Source organism: Wenzhouxiangella sp. XN201, from assembly GCF_011008905.1.
Classification (GTDB): domain Bacteria; phylum Pseudomonadota; class Gammaproteobacteria; order Xanthomonadales; family Wenzhouxiangellaceae; genus Wenzhouxiangella.
On the sequence record NZ_JAAIVI010000017.1, the window covers coordinates 348,395 to 364,914 of the forward strand.

The 16,520-nt window shown below is 63.3% G+C and carries 11 protein-coding genes and 1 tRNA gene; 3 read left to right on the forward strand and 9 right to left on the reverse strand.

The features are described 5' to 3' along the window. The first annotated feature begins 10 nt into the window (after positions 1 to 10). Positions 11 to 1,354 (forward strand): ATP-binding protein, encoded by a 1,344-nt coding sequence (locus G4Y73_RS02175; RefSeq protein WP_164228904.1) that lies wholly within the window; start codon positions 11 to 13, stop codon positions 1,352 to 1,354. A 35-nt stretch (positions 1,355 to 1,389) separates the two neighbouring features. Here the strand turns inward: G4Y73_RS02175 and G4Y73_RS02180 are convergent, their stop codons facing one another. From G4Y73_RS02180 to G4Y73_RS02190, 3 genes are all read right to left on the reverse strand, one after another. Continuing rightward, positions 1,390 to 2,343: an IS481 family transposase gene (locus G4Y73_RS02180; protein ID WP_164228906.1), complete on the reverse strand. Its 954-nt coding sequence runs from the start codon at positions 2,341 to 2,343 to the stop codon at positions 1,390 to 1,392. Positions 2,344 to 2,429: 86 nt separating this feature from the next. Next, positions 2,430 to 3,089, reverse strand: a complete 660-nt coding sequence (locus tag G4Y73_RS02185; protein ID WP_346426816.1) for a response regulator — start codon at positions 3,087 to 3,089, stop codon at positions 2,430 to 2,432. Further along, on the reverse strand, positions 3,086 to 3,772 hold the full coding sequence (locus G4Y73_RS02190; protein WP_164228908.1) for a DoxX family protein: 687 nt from the start codon (positions 3,770 to 3,772) through the stop codon (positions 3,086 to 3,088). Before G4Y73_RS02190 ends, G4Y73_RS02185 begins: the two co-directional genes overlap by 4 nt. A gap of 384 nt (positions 3,773 to 4,156) precedes the next feature. Here G4Y73_RS02190 and G4Y73_RS02195 point away from each other — a divergent pair, with 384 nt between their 5' ends. Next, positions 4,157 to 8,527: an FG-GAP repeat protein gene (locus tag G4Y73_RS02195; RefSeq protein ID WP_164228910.1), complete on the forward strand. Its 4,371-nt coding sequence runs from the start codon at positions 4,157 to 4,159 to the stop codon at positions 8,525 to 8,527. Positions 8,528 to 8,632: 105 nt separating this feature from the next. Here G4Y73_RS02195 and G4Y73_RS02200 read toward each other — a convergent pair. After that, positions 8,633 to 8,707 (reverse strand) — tRNA-Val (locus G4Y73_RS02200). Positions 8,708 to 9,121: 414 nt separating this feature from the next. Between G4Y73_RS02200 and G4Y73_RS02205 the strand changes: the two genes are divergently transcribed. Further along, entirely contained in the window at positions 9,122 to 9,913 is a 792-nt protein-coding gene (locus tag G4Y73_RS02205; protein ID WP_164228912.1) for a hypothetical protein, read from the forward strand. Between the two features lie 71 nt (positions 9,914 to 9,984). On the opposite strand, the gene G4Y73_RS02210 is transcribed toward G4Y73_RS02205, so the two are convergent. The 5 genes from G4Y73_RS02210 to G4Y73_RS02230 all read right to left on the reverse strand — a co-directional run bounded on the left by G4Y73_RS02210 (position 9,985) and on the right by G4Y73_RS02230 (position 16,520). Then, positions 9,985 to 12,990 carry an efflux RND transporter permease subunit gene (locus tag G4Y73_RS02210; RefSeq protein WP_164228913.1) on the reverse strand — a complete coding sequence of 1,002 codons (3,006 nt, stop codon included), beginning with the start codon at positions 12,988 to 12,990 and terminating at the stop codon, positions 9,985 to 9,987. Then, positions 12,987 to 14,009 carry an efflux RND transporter periplasmic adaptor subunit gene (locus G4Y73_RS02215; RefSeq protein WP_164228915.1) on the reverse strand — a complete coding sequence of 341 codons (1,023 nt, stop codon included), beginning with the start codon at positions 14,007 to 14,009 and terminating at the stop codon, positions 12,987 to 12,989. Before G4Y73_RS02215 ends, G4Y73_RS02210 begins: the two co-directional genes overlap by 4 nt. A 123-nt stretch (positions 14,010 to 14,132) precedes the next feature. Next, positions 14,133 to 14,759, reverse strand: coding sequence for a TetR/AcrR family transcriptional regulator (locus tag G4Y73_RS02220; RefSeq protein ID WP_164228917.1), 627 nt, complete (start codon positions 14,757 to 14,759; stop codon positions 14,133 to 14,135). A 146-nt stretch (positions 14,760 to 14,905) separates the two neighbouring features. Next, complete coding sequence (locus G4Y73_RS02225; RefSeq protein ID WP_164228919.1) at positions 14,906 to 15,775, reverse strand: class I SAM-dependent methyltransferase; 870 nt, start codon at positions 15,773 to 15,775, stop codon at positions 14,906 to 14,908. 100 nt (positions 15,776 to 15,875) lie between these two features. Further along, positions 15,876 to 16,520 carry a 2OG-Fe(II) oxygenase gene (locus tag G4Y73_RS02230; protein WP_164228921.1) on the reverse strand — a complete coding sequence of 215 codons (645 nt, stop codon included), beginning with the start codon at positions 16,518 to 16,520 and terminating at the stop codon, positions 15,876 to 15,878.

Genomic DNA, 16,520 nt, shown 5'->3' on the forward strand with positions numbered 1-16,520 from the left:
TCATCGGAATATGAGCTTTCGTGCAATTTCCAACTGGCTGGGTTTGTTACCGGACGCAAGCAGTACCGTCCCGGAGGAGCGTGTCGGTCGTCATCCCGGGCGTCCTTGGCGCGCCGACGAGATGGTGGCCATGATCCACGAGGTGACCGCGCCCCTGACCGGCGGCGACTATTTCCGGGCCCTGGTCACGCGTCTGGCCCAGAGCCTGGACGTTCACGCTGCCCTGGCAACGGAATGCCTGGAGTATCCCGAAAACCATGTCCGCACGCTCGCCTTCTGGGAAGGTGAGGGTGTGGCCGAGAACATCGAGTTCGATCTGGTTGGAACGCCGTGCGAGGAAGTGATCCACGGCGGCGCCTTCTGCTTCTATCCCGACGATCTTTCCAGGCGCTTTCCGGAGTGGGCGGCTGAGGAAGGGAGTCCCGAGAGTTTCATCGGTATTCCGGTGCTGGCGCCGAGCGATGGACGGACCCTCGGCCATATCGCGGTCTACGGTCGCAAGCCGATGTCCGAGGATGCCGTGGTCGAATCGATGTTTCGCATCATTGCCGCGCGCGCTGGCGCCGAGATCGAGCGCTTGCAGGCCGAGCGAGCCCTGCGCGACAGCGAGGCTCGGGCACGGCAACACCTGGCTGAGTTGGCGCATGTTTCCCGGCTGGGTTCGATGGGCGAATTGGCCTCGGCACTGGCCCACGAAGTCAACCAGCCACTGACCGCGATCATCACCTACAGCCAGACCCTGCAGAAAATGCTCGATCAGGGCCGGCTTGCTGAAGACGACCTGCGCCAGGGCCTCGATCGGTCTCTGAAAAGTGCGCAGCACGCGCGGCAGGTCGTAAGCAAGCTGCGCACGTTCATCAAGCGTGGTGAGATGAAGCCGCGGCCGGTTCCCGCAGCCCATCTCGTCAGGGAATGCCGGGTGTTGCTGGAAACCGAGGCGCGCCACCATCACGTTCGGTTGGAAATTTCCGCGCCGGAGGAATTGCCGACCGTGCGCGTCGACGCGGTGCTGATCCAGCAGGTCATCTTCAACCTGGTCAGAAACGGCATCGATGCGATCAACGACAGTGACAATCCGCGCCGCGAACTTTGCGTTGATGCCCGCACCGAGGACGAGCAGGTCGTCATCTGCGTCCGCGACACCGGCAAGGGTGTGGATGCAAGTCTGGGCGAGCGCCTGTTCGACCCGTTCGTGAGCACACGCAAGCAGGGCCTGGGGATCGGTCTGTCGCTGTGCCGCTCGGTGGTCGATCGTCACCGCGGCCGGATTTGGGTCGAGAATACCGAAGGTCCGGGGGCGACCTTCTGTTTCAGCCTGCCGATCCATCGTGCCATGGCCGCTGTCGAGGACTGATCCCGGGCAGCTTTCGAGCCTGTCTTCGAAGCTCCTTAAATGTGCAGTCTCAGCAGGTTGTCCCCGGACAGCCCTAAGCGGCTGATGGGGGTTCGTCCACCGATGCCGCCGTGGCGTCGGTGCCAGTTATAGCGATGTACCCAACGTGGCAGCTCTGCTGCCCGGATCTCGCTCGTATTGTAGCTGTGACCGTAAGCCCACTCTCGGATTGCGGTCTGGATGAAGCGCTCGGCCTTGCCGTTGGTCTGTGGCGAGTAAGGCTTGGTGCGCCTGTGTTTGATGCCCAGGCGTCGGCAGCAGCGGGCGAACTGGTAGCTCCGGTAGCAACTCCCGTTGTCGGTCAAGATCCGCTCGATACGCACGCCCAGTGACCGGAAGTAGCGCACCGTGGCGATCAGCGCCCGCCACGCAGTGGCCGAGGTCTCATCAGGCCACATCTGGATTTGACCGACGCGACTGTGATCATCGATGGCGACGTGCGCATGCTCCCAGCCGATGCCCTTGGAGTCTTTGCGGGGCATCCCGGTCACCCGGTGACCGGGCACGCGGAAGCGCGCCAGTTTCTTGATGTCGAGGTGCACCAGGGCGCCGGGATGTGGATGCTCGTAGCGTTGGACAGGCGGCTTGGGATCTAACTCCGAGAGCAGATTGAGGCCGTGGGCTGCCAGAATCCGAGCAACCGTTGCCCGGCTGACCTTCTCGCGACGGCCGATCTCGGCCATCGTCAGCCGGTCCTTGCGGCGCAGGCGACAGATTCGCCTGATCACGGCTCTAGGCGTGCGATGAGGGCAGTTGCGAGGACGGCTCGAGCGATCTTCCAGGCCGCACGGGCCCTCGGCCTTGTAGCGAGCCACCCAGCGGGAAACCGTCTTGGGATCGACGTGATAGGCGGCGGCCGCTTGCCGCTGGCTCCAACCTGAATCGATCACCAATTTGACCAGCCCCTCTCGACCTCGCGGCGTTAACTTGGCATTCTTGTGTATGTCCACTCGGACCTCCTTGACTGAATGATGAGCTCGACACCCATCAGTCTGTCTTGGACGGTCCGTGTGGACAACCTACTGAGAGATCACACTTAAAGCAGCCAGTCGCGGTAGCTGTGACTCGACAGCACCATCCGGATCATTTCCGAACTGTTGCGCGCGCCGAGTTTGTCGAGCGCGTTGGCGCGGTGGATCTCGACGGTGCGCACGCTGATGTCGAGATCATCGGCGATGATCTTGTTGAGCTTGCAGTCCAGGATCCCTTCGACCACCTGGCGTTCGCGCGGTGTCAATGCAGCGATGCGCTGCTCGATGTCGTCGCGTTCGTGTTCGTTCTCCCAGTCGGACTGGTCCAGATCGAGGGCGTTGCGGACCTTTTCGAGCAGTAGTTCGTCGTCGAATGGCTTTTCCAGAAAATCCAGCGCGCCGGCCTGCACCGCGCGCACGGCCGTGCTGATGTCGGCATGACCAGAGATGAAAATTACCGGCAGTCGAATGCCTCGTTCGTTGAGCGCCTGCTGGGCCTGCAGACCGTCGAGGCCGGGCATGCGCACGTCGAGCAGAATGCAGCCGCGGTGCTGAGGTGAGACCATCTCGAGCAGCTCGTCGGCGGTCGCACAGAGCAGGTGATCGAGCTGCTCCGACTGGAGCAGGAAGCCGATCGCATCCCGTACTGATGCATCATCGTCGGTAACGAAGACGCAGGGTGCGTAAGTGCGTTCGGGCTGGCTGCTGGTCGGCACGTTGTTCACGGATCGGCATGGCGGGGTGGCCGGCTCGTCATTCTGCCACGGACCAGCAGTGCGACGGCCAGAGCGAACAGGACCAGGCCCCAGGACGGAATCAGCCAGATTGTCATGATCGCGCCCACCAGGGCGGCGATGGCGAAAGCCGTGGCATCGACCATCGGCTGGTCGGAATCCAGGTTGTCGGTCAGGCGCAGGATCAGGCGATCCAGGCTCAGTCTGCCACCACCTGCAAACAGCAACGGCAGCAGCATGGCCAGAAACAGCAGGGGAATGCGGAAGTTGCCGCGGAACTCATCGTCGTCCATGACGCGGGAGACCGAGTAGCCTTCCCACAACTGCGACAGGCTGCTCCAGCTTTCCGGCCAGTGCACCGCGGCAATGGCGACGGTGGTGATGACGACAAGCGTGAAAGCGGCGAAGCGCGTGAACAGTCCAAGCAGGAGCAGCACGGCGGCCAGGATTTCGCCCCAGGTGACCAGGAGCCAGTTCAGATTGGCCGGCAGCAGCCCGAAGGGTACGGGAAAGTCCTGCCCGGCGAACCAGCCCGGTGCTTCGCTGCCAGCGCCGAGCTTGTTCGTGCCGGCGTTGAAAAACTCGTAGAAAAGAAGCAGCCTCAGGCCCAGTGGCGCCAGCCACAGACCGGCGCCGTCGAGGCGCAGCCGAATTGCATTGATCAGACGGGTCACGAATCGTCCTCCGCTTGGGTGTCGTCGATGACGGCATCCTATGCGGCGGCGACCTGGAGCGTCACTACGCAATTGTCCCTAAGGGATTGGATGGTTAAAAAAGGAAACGGGGCCGGAAAGCCGACCCTGCAATAATGCCACCAGGTAAGTAGACGAATGGCCGCGACATCCACTTCTCGGGGCGAATGATCAGGAAGTCCCGCGTGGCGCTTTGCCCGACGTTCGAGCGGTAGCCTGATTTGATATTTCGCACATTTTCAGGCATAAGTGTGATAGGCATCACATTTCGGCTGGGGTATGGCGGCCACCCAAGGGAGACAATTCGGTCAAGCGCTGGCTGCGCTCTTTGGCGCGGCGATGGGGGTGCGGGAGTGGCCGAGGGCCTTGGAACAGCTGGCCGGGCTGACCCGAACACGCTGCATTAAGCTCGATACCGTTCGCCCGCAGATGGGCGAGACAGGCAGGCACGGGCGGCAGCGGGGATGGGGCCCCCAAGCCCCTTCCGAAAACCGGGGAGGGTGGATTTCCCTGGACAAACTCTCTTGTTTCTTGCTGATCGGGGTGCTCTTCGTCGCCGCTGCATCTCCCGCTGAAGCCGCACCGACTCGACGACCAGTGGACAACCCGGCTCCGGGCCCTGAGGACGCTGCCGCCATCTTTCTCGGGGACGGAACCAGCCAGCGGATCTTCGCCGTCGATGGCGCGGGGGACGTCAATGGTGACGGCATTGCCGATGTGGTGGTGGGGGCTCGGGAAAGTCTCTCGGGGTCCGGCGAGATCTGGGTGATCTTCGGACCCGTCACCGGCGATGTCGCGCTGGCCACTGTGGCGCAGCCGGACGGCATTCCCGGAATCCGGATCATCGGGGGCGCCGATGACGGGGAGGTGGTGACGGCAGCAGGGGACATGAACAACGACGGCTACGATGACGTCTTGATACTGGGGGCCCACGAGCCCGACGGCTACGTTGTCTTTGGAGGGACCGAAAGCCGGACCGTCGACCTGGGGGACATTGCTCTTGCAGGTGGCAACGCCGACGGCTTTCTCATCACCAATGGTGGCACCGCCATCGCCAGCGGCGGTCAGCGGGAAGTTGACGCTATTGGGGACTTCGACGGCGACGGCTACGACGACATCGCCGTGTTGGGCGGTTCCTATGACCTCTTTGTCGTCTACGGCGCCGCCGAGTCGCGAGCCATCGACCTCACGGGAGCCGTGTCGGGAGACGAGAGTCGAGCCACGCGCCTGATCGTCGCCGAGACCTCCGGCTCAGAGTTCTTCAGCGCCGTCGCCGGGGCCGGGGACACCGACGGCGACGACTTCGATGACCTGTTCGTGGGTCTTCCCTCGATGGAGTCGGGCCGCGGCGCTGCTTTCCTCGTTTACGGTCAAGCCGATCGCACCTCCCGTAACATCGCAGATGGCGAGGCCCTGCGGATTCAGGGTGACCTCTACACCTCGCTGGGTAAGGACGTGGCAGGGATCGGCGACCGGACCGGCGACGGCGTCGGCGAGCTGGCGGTGGTCTGGGGTCGGATCCCTTGGGACGGGCAGTATGCGGAGGACCTGAAGAACCGGGTGACAATCCACGACGGCACCAATCTTGCCACCCTGGCCACGTTCGAGGGTGTCATCGGAACACCGATCCTATGGATCGACGATGCCGGGGATCTTGACGGCGACGAGCGCGGGGATTTGGTGATCGTGCTGCAGCACACCGCCGACGGTAACTACTTTCAGTCGGCCCATGCCATCCTTGATCCCCTTCACGGTGGCATCGTGCCCGATCTCGACGCCACGAAGCGCTGGCACGTGACCAGCCAGACCAAAGCCTACACTGGTGGCCTCGGCGATGTCACCGGCGACGGGCTGGCCGACCTCGGTCTCGGCGATTGGAAGGCATCTCCCGACGGCGTCTCCGACGGCGCCGCCTTCGTCTATGCTGGACAGATTCGCCCCTACGGCCTGGAGCCACCGGAGCTTGACTTGACGCCGTCGCCCGCCGGCACGCTCGAGGTCGTCCGCGTGCTGGTCCACGCCGATGACACCGGATCTGGGGACACGGTGATCACCGGGACCGAAGTCCAGGTTGACTCTGGCGAGTGGCTACCTCTTGAGGCCCAGGACGGCGCCTACGACGAGGTAATCGAAACCGGGGAGGGCACACTCTCGTTCAACACCGTGGGTACTCGACGCATCTGTGCCCGGGCCTTCGACACCGAGGGTGATGAGAGCGGCCACTCCTGTCAGGATCTGGAGGTGGTGTCCAGCGACGGTCCCGTCCTTCGGGCGATCGAGGTCAACCAGACCATCCAGACCTGGAGGAACACCATCCCGCTTTACGAAGGCAAGGATACCGTGGTGCGGGTCTTCTTTGAAACCGGCGGACCGACCAGCCCCACCGAGATGACCGGACTGCTCCATGGTACTGCCAGCGGTGAGGCCCTCTCCGGAAGCCCGCTCGAGCCGGTGAACGGTCCTGTTGCCGTCGTCGAGGACGCCTCGGTGCTTGACGACCCGGACACGGACAAGAACGAATCCGTGCGAGCAGATCCGGACGGCAGCCTCAATTTCATTTTGCCCCGCTCGTGGACGAAGCCCTCAAACCAAGTCCTGGAGCTTTCCTTCGAACCCTCCATCACCTCTGGCCTTACCTGCGCCGAGCCCGACGGCAAGCCGGATTGTGTCGACGTTGTTGTCTTTGAGGCGCCGGACCGCCCCATCGCCGAGTTCGTTTCGATACCTTACGACTCGAACGAGGTCCGGGCGCTTCGCCGCAGCGACGATGCCGCCGGGACCTTCAAGCTGGTCAGCGACGGGGATTTCAGCGATGCCCTCGACGTCGAGGCGACCGCCGAAGAGGTTGAGGGTGCCGTTGAAGCGGTGCTGGGCGCCCGGGACGGACGGGTGATCGTTGATGGGCGCAACGAGGGATACGACATAATCACATTGCGAGGAAAGCACGAAGACCTGACCCTGAATACATCCGGATTGACGGGCGGGGCGATAACACTGGAGATCACCCAGCTCGGTGGGGAGTTCACCGCACCGGGGGAGCGGGAGTTGCGGGAGCAGCGGCTGCGGGTCACCGACGCCTTCCCGACGGATGTGGTGGACTACCGCTACCGCGACGTCGGCAGTTTCAATCGAGCTCCGACCCTGCTCAAGGCAAATCGCCGCCTGGCCAATATGCGCTGGATGGACCGCAGCCTGAACCCGGTCCGCTACCCGCCCAATCTGCGCAGTTGGGGCTTCCTGCGCCACCGCTGGCCGACCTCTACAAAATCTGGCATGGCTTTGCTGAAGACCGCAGCGACCTACCTGAACGGTTTCGGTCTGCCCGGTGACGGAGGCCGCCCCCGCAACATCGGCGTGCACGAGGCTGCCCACAACTACGGGCGGGCCCACGCGGTGGTTGAGCACCAGGGCGCGAACTCGGTCGGGATCTGCGGCTCGAAGTATAGTCGTTTGGCCTCGAACCTCCATCCCTGGGTCGAGGAGATTCCGGGCGTGGAGAACGAATCGGCCACCGAGGATAAGTGGGAGTTCACCTGGCCGACCATCGGTCCTCTCGGCGCCGGCGTGGACGAGGAGGTCTGGGGCTTCTCGCCCCGAGCCTATGAGAGCGGTTTTGAGCACCTGGCTGTCGTGGATCCCCGCCAAAGCACCGCGCTGATGTCTTATTGCAACGCGCCGGATGCTGGCCAGGATCGCTGGCCGTCGACGTACACCTATCAGCGGCTGCGGGAGGTCCTGGCTAACGCCGGCGAGCCTGCGGGCGCCACGGAAACGGAATCCACGCTTTCCCGCGGAGAGCTCGAAGAGTTCATCCTCGTCTCCGGAAGCGTCGATGCTATCGACGGAACCCTTGTCATCGAGCCCGCCGTCCGTTTGCTCGGCATGGACCAACCTTACGAGGCCGGAGACGTCAGTGTCGCTCTCGTTGACGGCTCCGGGGCCGAGATCGCCTCGCGGAGCGTCGCTCTTCTGCTGGATGGGGATCATGAGAACCTGCAGTTCGGGCTCGGGCCAGAGGACGGTTTTTTCTTCGCCGCCGTCCCCGTTCCCGCGGCCACGGAGCCGGCGGGTCTCGTCGTCACTGATACGACAACTGGCGAGTCTGCTTCTCTTGGCGCCTCGCCCAATCCCCCGACCGTTTCGATCACCTCGCCGGCGCCCGCCTCGACGGCGAGCGGTGCCATCGCGATCGAATGGGACGCGGAAGACGCGGATGGTGACCCCCTAGAAATCACAGTGCTCCTGAGCTACGACGACGGGGCGACCTGGGAAACCCTGGCCATGGGCCTGGAAGGAGGTGCCTCCTTCGACGCCCCGACGCGTTTCCTTGCCGCCAGTCAGACTGCCAGGGTGAGAGTCCTGGTCAGCGACGGCTTCCACACTGCCGAGGCCACCTCCGGGGCCTTCGAGATAGACGCAGGGGCCCCTCATCCGGGGATCACCATGCCCGCCAATGGCGCCACCGTGGTGGCAGGTGCCCCCATGATCCTTCGGGGCGACGCCTGGGATCCCGAGGAAGGTCGCCTCGCCGGCACGGCCCTGGAGTGGAGCTCCGACCGGGACGGCATCCTTGGCACCGGAGAAACGGTTGCACTGGACAACGGCCTCTCCCTCGGTTCCCACCAGATCACCCTCACGGCGACCGACTCCGATGGTCGTACCGGATCGACGACGTCGAGCGTCGTTGCCGGCACCGGATTGGACCTCATCTTTGCCGACGATTTCGAGGTGCACTGAAAAGGTCTGCCTTCCGATCGTATCCCTCGATCCGGGCCACGCCTGCTGACACAAAAAAGCCCATGAAGATCATGGGCTTTTCACGGCCTTTCGGCCTGGGTTCGGTGGTGGGCGATGCTGGGTTCGAACCAGCGACCCCTGCCGTGTGAAGACAGTGCTCTCCCGCTGAGCTAATCGCCCCAAGACCGCGTATTCTAGGCCGCATTGGCGCCGACGGCAACCGCAGTGGCTCGGATGCTGACTGGTGTCGAAGATTGCCAGGCCTCGCTCTTGCCGAGCCGCACAAAGGTCTGGACCCGCTGGGCCGAGATCCCGATTTCGCCCACAGGTTAGCGACAGGTAGCACCTAGGTCAATTGAATCTGGGCCTCAGGGGTGTGACTATTAGGGTTGTGGCTTTCTGTAGCGTATTGGATGCAGTTCCTCCGCACTTCTTTTATTCACTGCAGGTAGAAATCGACTTCAGGATTGAAACTTCGGCCGTATTTAGCGACCGGTGGCCGACACATCGCCCGTTTTGAAATTTACGCGATTGACACCAATCAGCTATTTGAGCAGAATCGGATCACTTGGGAATTTGGGGAGAATCTAGAAGATGAAACCAAGCCGTTCAGTGATGTTGGCTGGCATGGTCGCAGCAACAGTTCTTATTTGCGTCAGCTGCGCCAGTGACATTGGCAGCATGCGTGGATTGTCACCCGTTGACCCCGATTTCGTTCCGGGGCAATTGCATGAGCCAGATCCGCTAACTCGATCTCGGGCAGAAGTTGGCGATGTCATGCTTGAAGCAGGAGAGTTTGATTATCGTCCTCCTTCAAATAAGTACCCGGCAATAACCATTGATCCACAGCCGGAGCTCGAAGTTGAACACAAGCGACATGTTTTTCGATTTCCCCTTAAAGCTGGTCCGTATAAGTTGGTCGCTGAATCAAGCCAGGGAAAGTACTATCGGTACTTAACGCCGTTCGGATCGCGTAAGGCATACGGCGGTCTATTTGTTCCAACGGGACAGGATGTTGCAACTGACTTCTTTTGGTGGTGGTACGCCCGCGACCGCGATGAGGATTTAGTTCCTGCCAATGTCTATTCAGTTCCTCTCCCCAACCCAGTTGAGGTGACCCATACGGAACATCTAGAGCCGCGTGACGGTTCTCGCGGGCGGAGCTCGGGCCCCACAGCAACTCTTACATATGCCGGCGTTGCAGCTGGCGAGATTAGGTTTGTGTACAAGGAATTCACTGAACGAGGCATGGCACGTCCGGCATTTACTCAGGAGGTGATCTTGGACTATAACCCAGGTGAAACGTACGCCTACAAGAGTGCAAGATTCGTTGTTCACGAGGCGGGCACTACTCACATTCTGTATACCTTGCTTGAAGGCTTATAGCTCATTACGACATATGTGGTTACCACTGCTCTTTTAGCCTGAGCTACGTGGAGTAGTTTCCTTTCGGCCGTCTATCGCTGATCGGATTCGATCAGCCGGTAGGCGGCCGGAATCACCACCAGGGTCAGCAAGGTCGCCGCAAGCAGGCCCGAAATGATGGCCCAGGCCATGGGCGGCCACAGCGTCGACTGCGTGAAGGTCAGCGGCAGCAACCCGACGATGGTTGTGGCGGTGGTCAGCAGGATCGGCCGGATGCGTCGGCCCACGGCGCCTGAGACGGCTTGCTCGACGGTCAGCCCGTCCCTTCGGTTGGTCTGGATCACGTCGATGAGCACGATGGCATTGTTGACCACGATCCCGATCAGCGCCACCACGCCCAAGGTGGCGGTAAAGCTGAAGGGCTGGCCGGCCAGGATCAGACCCGGCACCACACCGATGGCCGCCAGCGGCACGGTCAGCAGCACCAGTCCGACCAGACGGAACGAATTGAACTGCCACAGCAGAAAGCCGATCAGCAGCGCCACGCCGATGGGCAGCGAGCTGAATAGTGCACTGTTTGCGGTGCTGGCCTCCGCGGCTGAACCGCCCTGTTCCATTCGGATGCCGGCCGGGAGGTCCAGCGCCTCGAGGCGAGGTTGCAGTTCGCTCACCACCTGGTTGTAGGTCACTTCATCGGTCGTCTCGGCCAGCACCGAAGTGACGCGCTGGAGGTCGCGATGATGGATGACGGCCGGTTCGAGCCCGAGTTCGATCCGCACGAACTGGTCCAGGGGCACCGGGCCAGTGGCGGTGGAAACCTGTAATCCGGCCAGCGCGCGCTCGGGCAGGCTCTCGCCCTCGGGGCTTCGCAGGCGGATGGGCACCGGTTCTCGGCCTGCGCGCCAAGTCGAAATCTGATCACCGAAACTGGCCTGGGTGAGCACATTAGCGAGATCGGAGCGATTGATGCCGTGGCGTATCGCCTCTGCATCGTCGATGGTGAAAGTCAACGTCGGCATGCCGTCGCCGAGCTTGTGGCGCACATCGCGTGCACCGGACGTGGCGCGCATCGCGGCCATGACTTGCCGGCTGGCACGCGCCAGTTCGGCGGCATCTTCGCCGTAGAGCAGCACTTCCACCGGTGCATCCACTGGCGGCCCCTGTCCGAGCCGATGGGCGACGACCTGGGCGTCGGGAATGCGGTTGGGCACGAACCGGTCGACCCAGTTCATGACTTCGGGAAGCTGGGAATCGTCTTCGGTGACGACGACCAGCCGGGCCAGGTGGGGCGAGCGCGGAATTTCAATCAGGTTGTAGTAGAAGCGTGGCCCGCTGAAGCCGGCGAAATGATGAACAGCCCGGACCTGGGGCAGGTTTTCCATGGAAGCGGCCAGATCGCTGGCCTTCAGCGCAGTGTGCTCCAGCCGCGTGCCTTCGGCGAAATACAGGTCGACAATGAGTTGGTTGCGGTCGGTACTGGGAAAGAAGTCGCGTTGCATGAAGCTGCTTATGCTCAGCGCCGCGACGATCAGTAGCGCGGTTGCGCCCATGACCGGCCACGGACGTTGGACCGCCATACGGCCAAGATTCTGACCGACATGTTCAAGCCTTGCGGAGGCTTCGCCGTCACCCGGTCTGAGCAGCACGGCGGCTACGGCGGGTGTGACGATCACGGCGTAGAGATAGCTCACCACCAGTATCAGCATCACCATGGTCGGAATGGCGCGCGTGAAGTCGGCTGTATCGCCGGTTGACAGGAGCAGTGGGGTGAACGCCGCAATCGTGGTACCCGTCGCGGCCGCCAGCGGGCCAGCCAGTTCGGATACTGCGCTCACCGCTGCGCGGCTCCGACGCATGCCACGGTCGAGATGCCACTGCAGGTTTTCGACCATCACGATGGCGTTGTCCACGAGCATGCCGAGGGCAATTACCATGCCGGCGATCGCCATCTGGTGGAGTACGCCACCGCCCAGGGCGTAAATCGCCAAGCCGCTGAGTGTCACAACCGGCAGCAGCGTGGCAACGACCAGGCCCAGCCGCGGGCCCATGGCCAGCAGGAGTACGAGAGCCACGCTGCCGACGCCGATCAGCAGCGACCGGCCCAGTTCCGCCAGGCGCTTTTCCACCCAACGCGGCTGGTAGAACACTTCCCGGATTTCCAGCGGTGCGTATTCTTCGCGTAGCTCGTCGATCACCGCTCGTGCGTTGCGACCGAAGCGCACGGCATTGAGCCGGTTCTCGGGAATGACAATGCCGAGTCCGATCGCGGGCTCGCCGTTGACCCACATGCGTTCGACGGCCGGCTCCTCCGGCCCCAGATCAATGCTGGCGATCTCGCTCAGCTCTACGACTTGCCCGCTGGCGGTACGAATCGGGGTTCTGGCCAGTTCGTCGATGTCCTCGAAATCCGTCAGCGGGCGTACGACCAGGTTGCGGCCGCCGCTGGCCAGCGAGCCGCCGGGTACGACCCGATTGCGCTCGGCGATCTGCCCGGCCAGCGATTCCAGATTGACACCGCTGGCCATCACACTGGCATCGTCCAGTCGAATCACGAGCCGCTCCCCGGGGTCGGCCAGCAGGTCGATGCGTCCGACATCGGGTATGCGGAAAAGGTCGCGGCGTAGTTCGCGGGCAGCGTCGAGCAGTTCGAGCAAATCGTTCGAGCCGGTCACGGCCAGCACAATGCCGTGAGTTTCCATCGAGCGGTCCTCGATGACGGCCGGGCCTGCGCCTTCGGGAAAGCGACGCTCGGCCTGTTCGACAGCCACGCGAATGCGGTCCCAGACAGCGTCGGTGTCGTAAACATGCTGATGCATGCCGACGATCACGTGGGCAAAGCCCAGCCGCGCGGTCCCGCGTATGTCGTTGACGTCCTCGATGCCGGCGATCTCTTCTTCCAGCGGGTCGAGGACCAGTCTCTCGATTTCCGCCGGTTCGGCGCCGGGCCAGGCGACCTGGATGTTGCCGTAGCGGTGAGGAAAGAACGGGTCTTCCTGCCGGTCCATGCTGAACCAGGCAGCCAGGCCGATCAGCGACAGCATCACCACGCCGGCCAGGATCAGGCGCCGGCGGTGCAGGGCGGCTTGCATCAGTTTCATCGCAGTACCCGCACCCGTTCACCGTCCAGCAGCTGGCCGTGCCCGGCGATGACCACCTCGTCGCCGGGTTCAATTTCGCCGGCGACCTGCACTTGGGCGCCGTCGAGTTCGCCGGGAACAACGCTGACCAGCTCAGCCAGCTGGCCGCGGACCCGGAATACGTGGGGCAGGCCGTCGCCGGTATCGATGAGAGCATCGAGGGGTACGGTCAGTTGTTCGCCGTTGGTCCAGGCCAGTTCGACGTGCACAGCCTGGCCGGGTGACCACTCGGGCCAGTCGGTTTCGGGCAGTTCGATCACGGCGGTGGCCGGCTGCCCGGGTGCGGGCAGGCCGATTTCCCGGATTGTTCCGGTCAGCTGCGGCCCGCCGTTGAGTCTGCGCACCAGTGCGGACTGACCCGCGATCAACGATTGCGCCTGGCGGGCCGACAGGTCGACGGCAACCTCGAGACGCTCGGGCGAGCTGATCGATACGATCGTCTGGCCGGGACTGACGAAGTGTCCCGGTTCAACGGGCAGGGCCGCGACGCGGCCCGGGAAGGGTGCCCGGATGGTAGCCTCGGCAAGCTGCTCGCGCGCTTCTTCGAGGCGGGCCTGCGCCTGGCTGCGCGCCTGGCGGGCGGCATTGCGCTGCGCGCGCACCCGATCGAGTTCATCGGTGGAGACCAGATCGCGCTCGTGCAGGTTGGTCAGGCGCTGCGTTTCTCGCTCGAGTTGCTGCAGTTGTTCGTCGAGTTCTCGCACGCGGGCTTCGGCGCCCGATACGCCCGGCATCAGGGACGGGTTGTGCAGGATGGCCAGCGCCTGCCCGGCGCTGACCTTCTCACCGCGTCGGACCAGGCGTTCGGCCAGCTGCCCGCTGTGCAGGAAGGCCAGGTCGGCCCGTTGTACTGCCCGGGTCACACCCGGCAGGCGTAGCCGCACCGGCGGCTTGCCGTCGCTCACGGCAGCTACGCGCACCGGTTGCCCCGACTCGGGCGCCTGCCCCTGGGCGTCCGTTTCGCCGGTGCAAGCGACCATAGCCCCGGCCAATCCGAGGAAAATGATAAGGACCCCGATGTGTCGGGCCTTGCGCAGTAAACTGGCCGGCCGGTCAGTTATTGGCGCGTGAAAAAGGTTGCTGAAACTCATAATCCATTCGCCTTAGTTGCTGTCGGTTTCCGGTCCGGTGGTTCGAGGTGCCAGGCCGTCCATGAAGATCTTGAGGAAATCCTCGAGATACTCGTCGTCGCTGCCGATCCCCTCCCAGTTCTTGTGCTGGGGGCGCACCTCGAACCATTGCGAACAGGCGTGGATGAAGACAGTGACGACGTGGGTGGGGTTGACATCGGCGCGGAGCAGCCCGGCCTCCTGCGCTTCGCGTACGCGCCGGGCGCCAAGCCGGACCAGCTCGGCATCCATCTCGTTGCAGGTGGTATCGCCTTCCAGGTGCATCCAGGTAAAGAGCCGCACGACCTGGGGGTTTTCCTGGAGGAATCGGAAATAGCGGATGACCCCATTCTTGAGGAGTTCCGAGTCGGGAGAATCCGTGCCTTCGAGTTCGGCCTTCTGGCCTTCGTAGTAGCGTGAGAAGGCCGCTTCCTTGACTGCATCCCAGAGCGCTTCCTTGGTGCCGAAATGGTGGTGGATCAGGCTCTTGGTGACGCCCGAGCGCTCGGCGAGTTCACGCATGCTCACGGCCGCGAAGCCCTTGTCCACGAACAGTTCGAAAGCGGCCTTGAGCATGCGGGCGCGAGTGAGGTCCGGATCACGGGTGGCGGAATCGTTCATGCCCGAAGTTTACAATTAACTGGTCGACCGGTCAATTAATTTCGCCTGATCCACTGGGCTCCGTGCCTGTGGCAATTGCGGGATGGACAAATCGAATCCCGGACCGGGTGATTCCCGGGCCCCGGGGCTGCGACCGGCCCCGCCTGTCAGTCGGCCCGGTCGGCCGTGACCAGCCAGGAACCCGACGGCATGACGACCTTGCCGTCATCCAGGTAGTCGGACAGAGCGGCCGACAAGGCCTGCTCGACTTCCTCGCGCCGTTGCTCGGCGATTTCGCCGGCTTCGCGGAAGACCTCCCCGGCCGGGCCGATGGCCAACTGGAATTCGATGGCATTGGCAATCGAGTCGCCGACCGTGACCGGGCCGTCGACCGGCTCGAACGCGATGTTTTCGAAACCGGCGATCTCCAGTTGCTTCTCGACCATCTCCGAGTTGGCCATCGAGAACGGACCCGGCCCGCAGGTGCGGGCATCGTCGCCGGGTTCGGGAAGATACTGCAGCACGACTTCCTTGGGCACGCGCGCCCAGGGATTCTCCTCGATCCGTCGCCAGACGATGAACATCAGCCGGCCTTTGGGCTTGAGGGCCGTGCGGACGTTGCGCATCGCCGCTACCGGATTGCTGAAAAACATCATGCCAAAGCGCGAAAAGACGAAATCGAAGTCGCTCCGGAACGGATAGGACTCGACATCGCCGGCGATGAATTCGATGTTGTCCAGTCCGGCACTCGCCGCGTCCTGTCGACCCTTTTCGAGAAACTGATCGACGCAGTCCATCCCCAGGACATAGCCGTCCGGACCGGTCATTCGGGCAAGCTCAATAGCGGTATCGCCCCAGCCGCAACCGACATCGAGAACCCGGCTGCCCGCAGGCAGGTCCAGTTCTCCGAGTGGCTTGGTGCTGTGGTAGCTCAGCCCGTTCATCAGGATTTCGCGGAAGCGCTCGAACTTGACGGCCAGGGTGTCGTTCCAGAACTCCACGAATTCATTGGCTTCGGTCTGTGCGGCTTGACTCATGCCTCTACGGTCCGTTATGTGTGGTCCTACCCGGTGTAACGAAACCGGCCGCTCTCGCCCGCCACCCGTTTATCCCAGTCGGGCGGGGCGCGTCCGCAGCTCACCTCGGCGGATCGATCTGCCCGCCGATCGAGCTGTTCAGCCGGAACCAGCCGGCGATGCTGGTGCGGTCGGTGTGCGACGGCAGGACTTCGTGCGGGATTTCCTCGCTCATGAACAGCACGAAGGTGCCGGCGCGCGGTTCGACCGTCGCCAGAATCTCGTCGTTGTTCTCGGCATAGATCACCAGCTCCCCGCCGTCGCCGGGTTGCCAGTTGTCGGTCAGGTAGGCGACGGTCGAAACGATCCGGTTGGCCGCACCGCGGAAGCTGTCGTAGTGCGTCTTGTAGTGCCCGCCGGGCGGGTAGTGGGCATAGTGGGCCTCGAACTCGAACAGGCCCAGGAACAGCTCGCGATTGAGTGCCAGGCGCAGCGCCTCCATGCGCTCCAGGAACTCGTGCTGCACAGGTCGTCGGCGGGTCAGCCAGAAAACGCGGTCGCTGCGGATGGCGCGGTCGACGTGGTAGTCACGTTCGCGGCCGATGCCCGCGCGATGCAGGCGGTCTTCGACGATCAGCGTTTCGAGATCGGAACGCAGGCGTTCGACCAGTTGCGCATCGAGGGCGTTTTCGCCGACCCACCAGCCGTCTTCGAGCAGGCCTTGCGCTGCTCGGGCAAATCGGTCGGTATCGACCGGCAGGGCCAT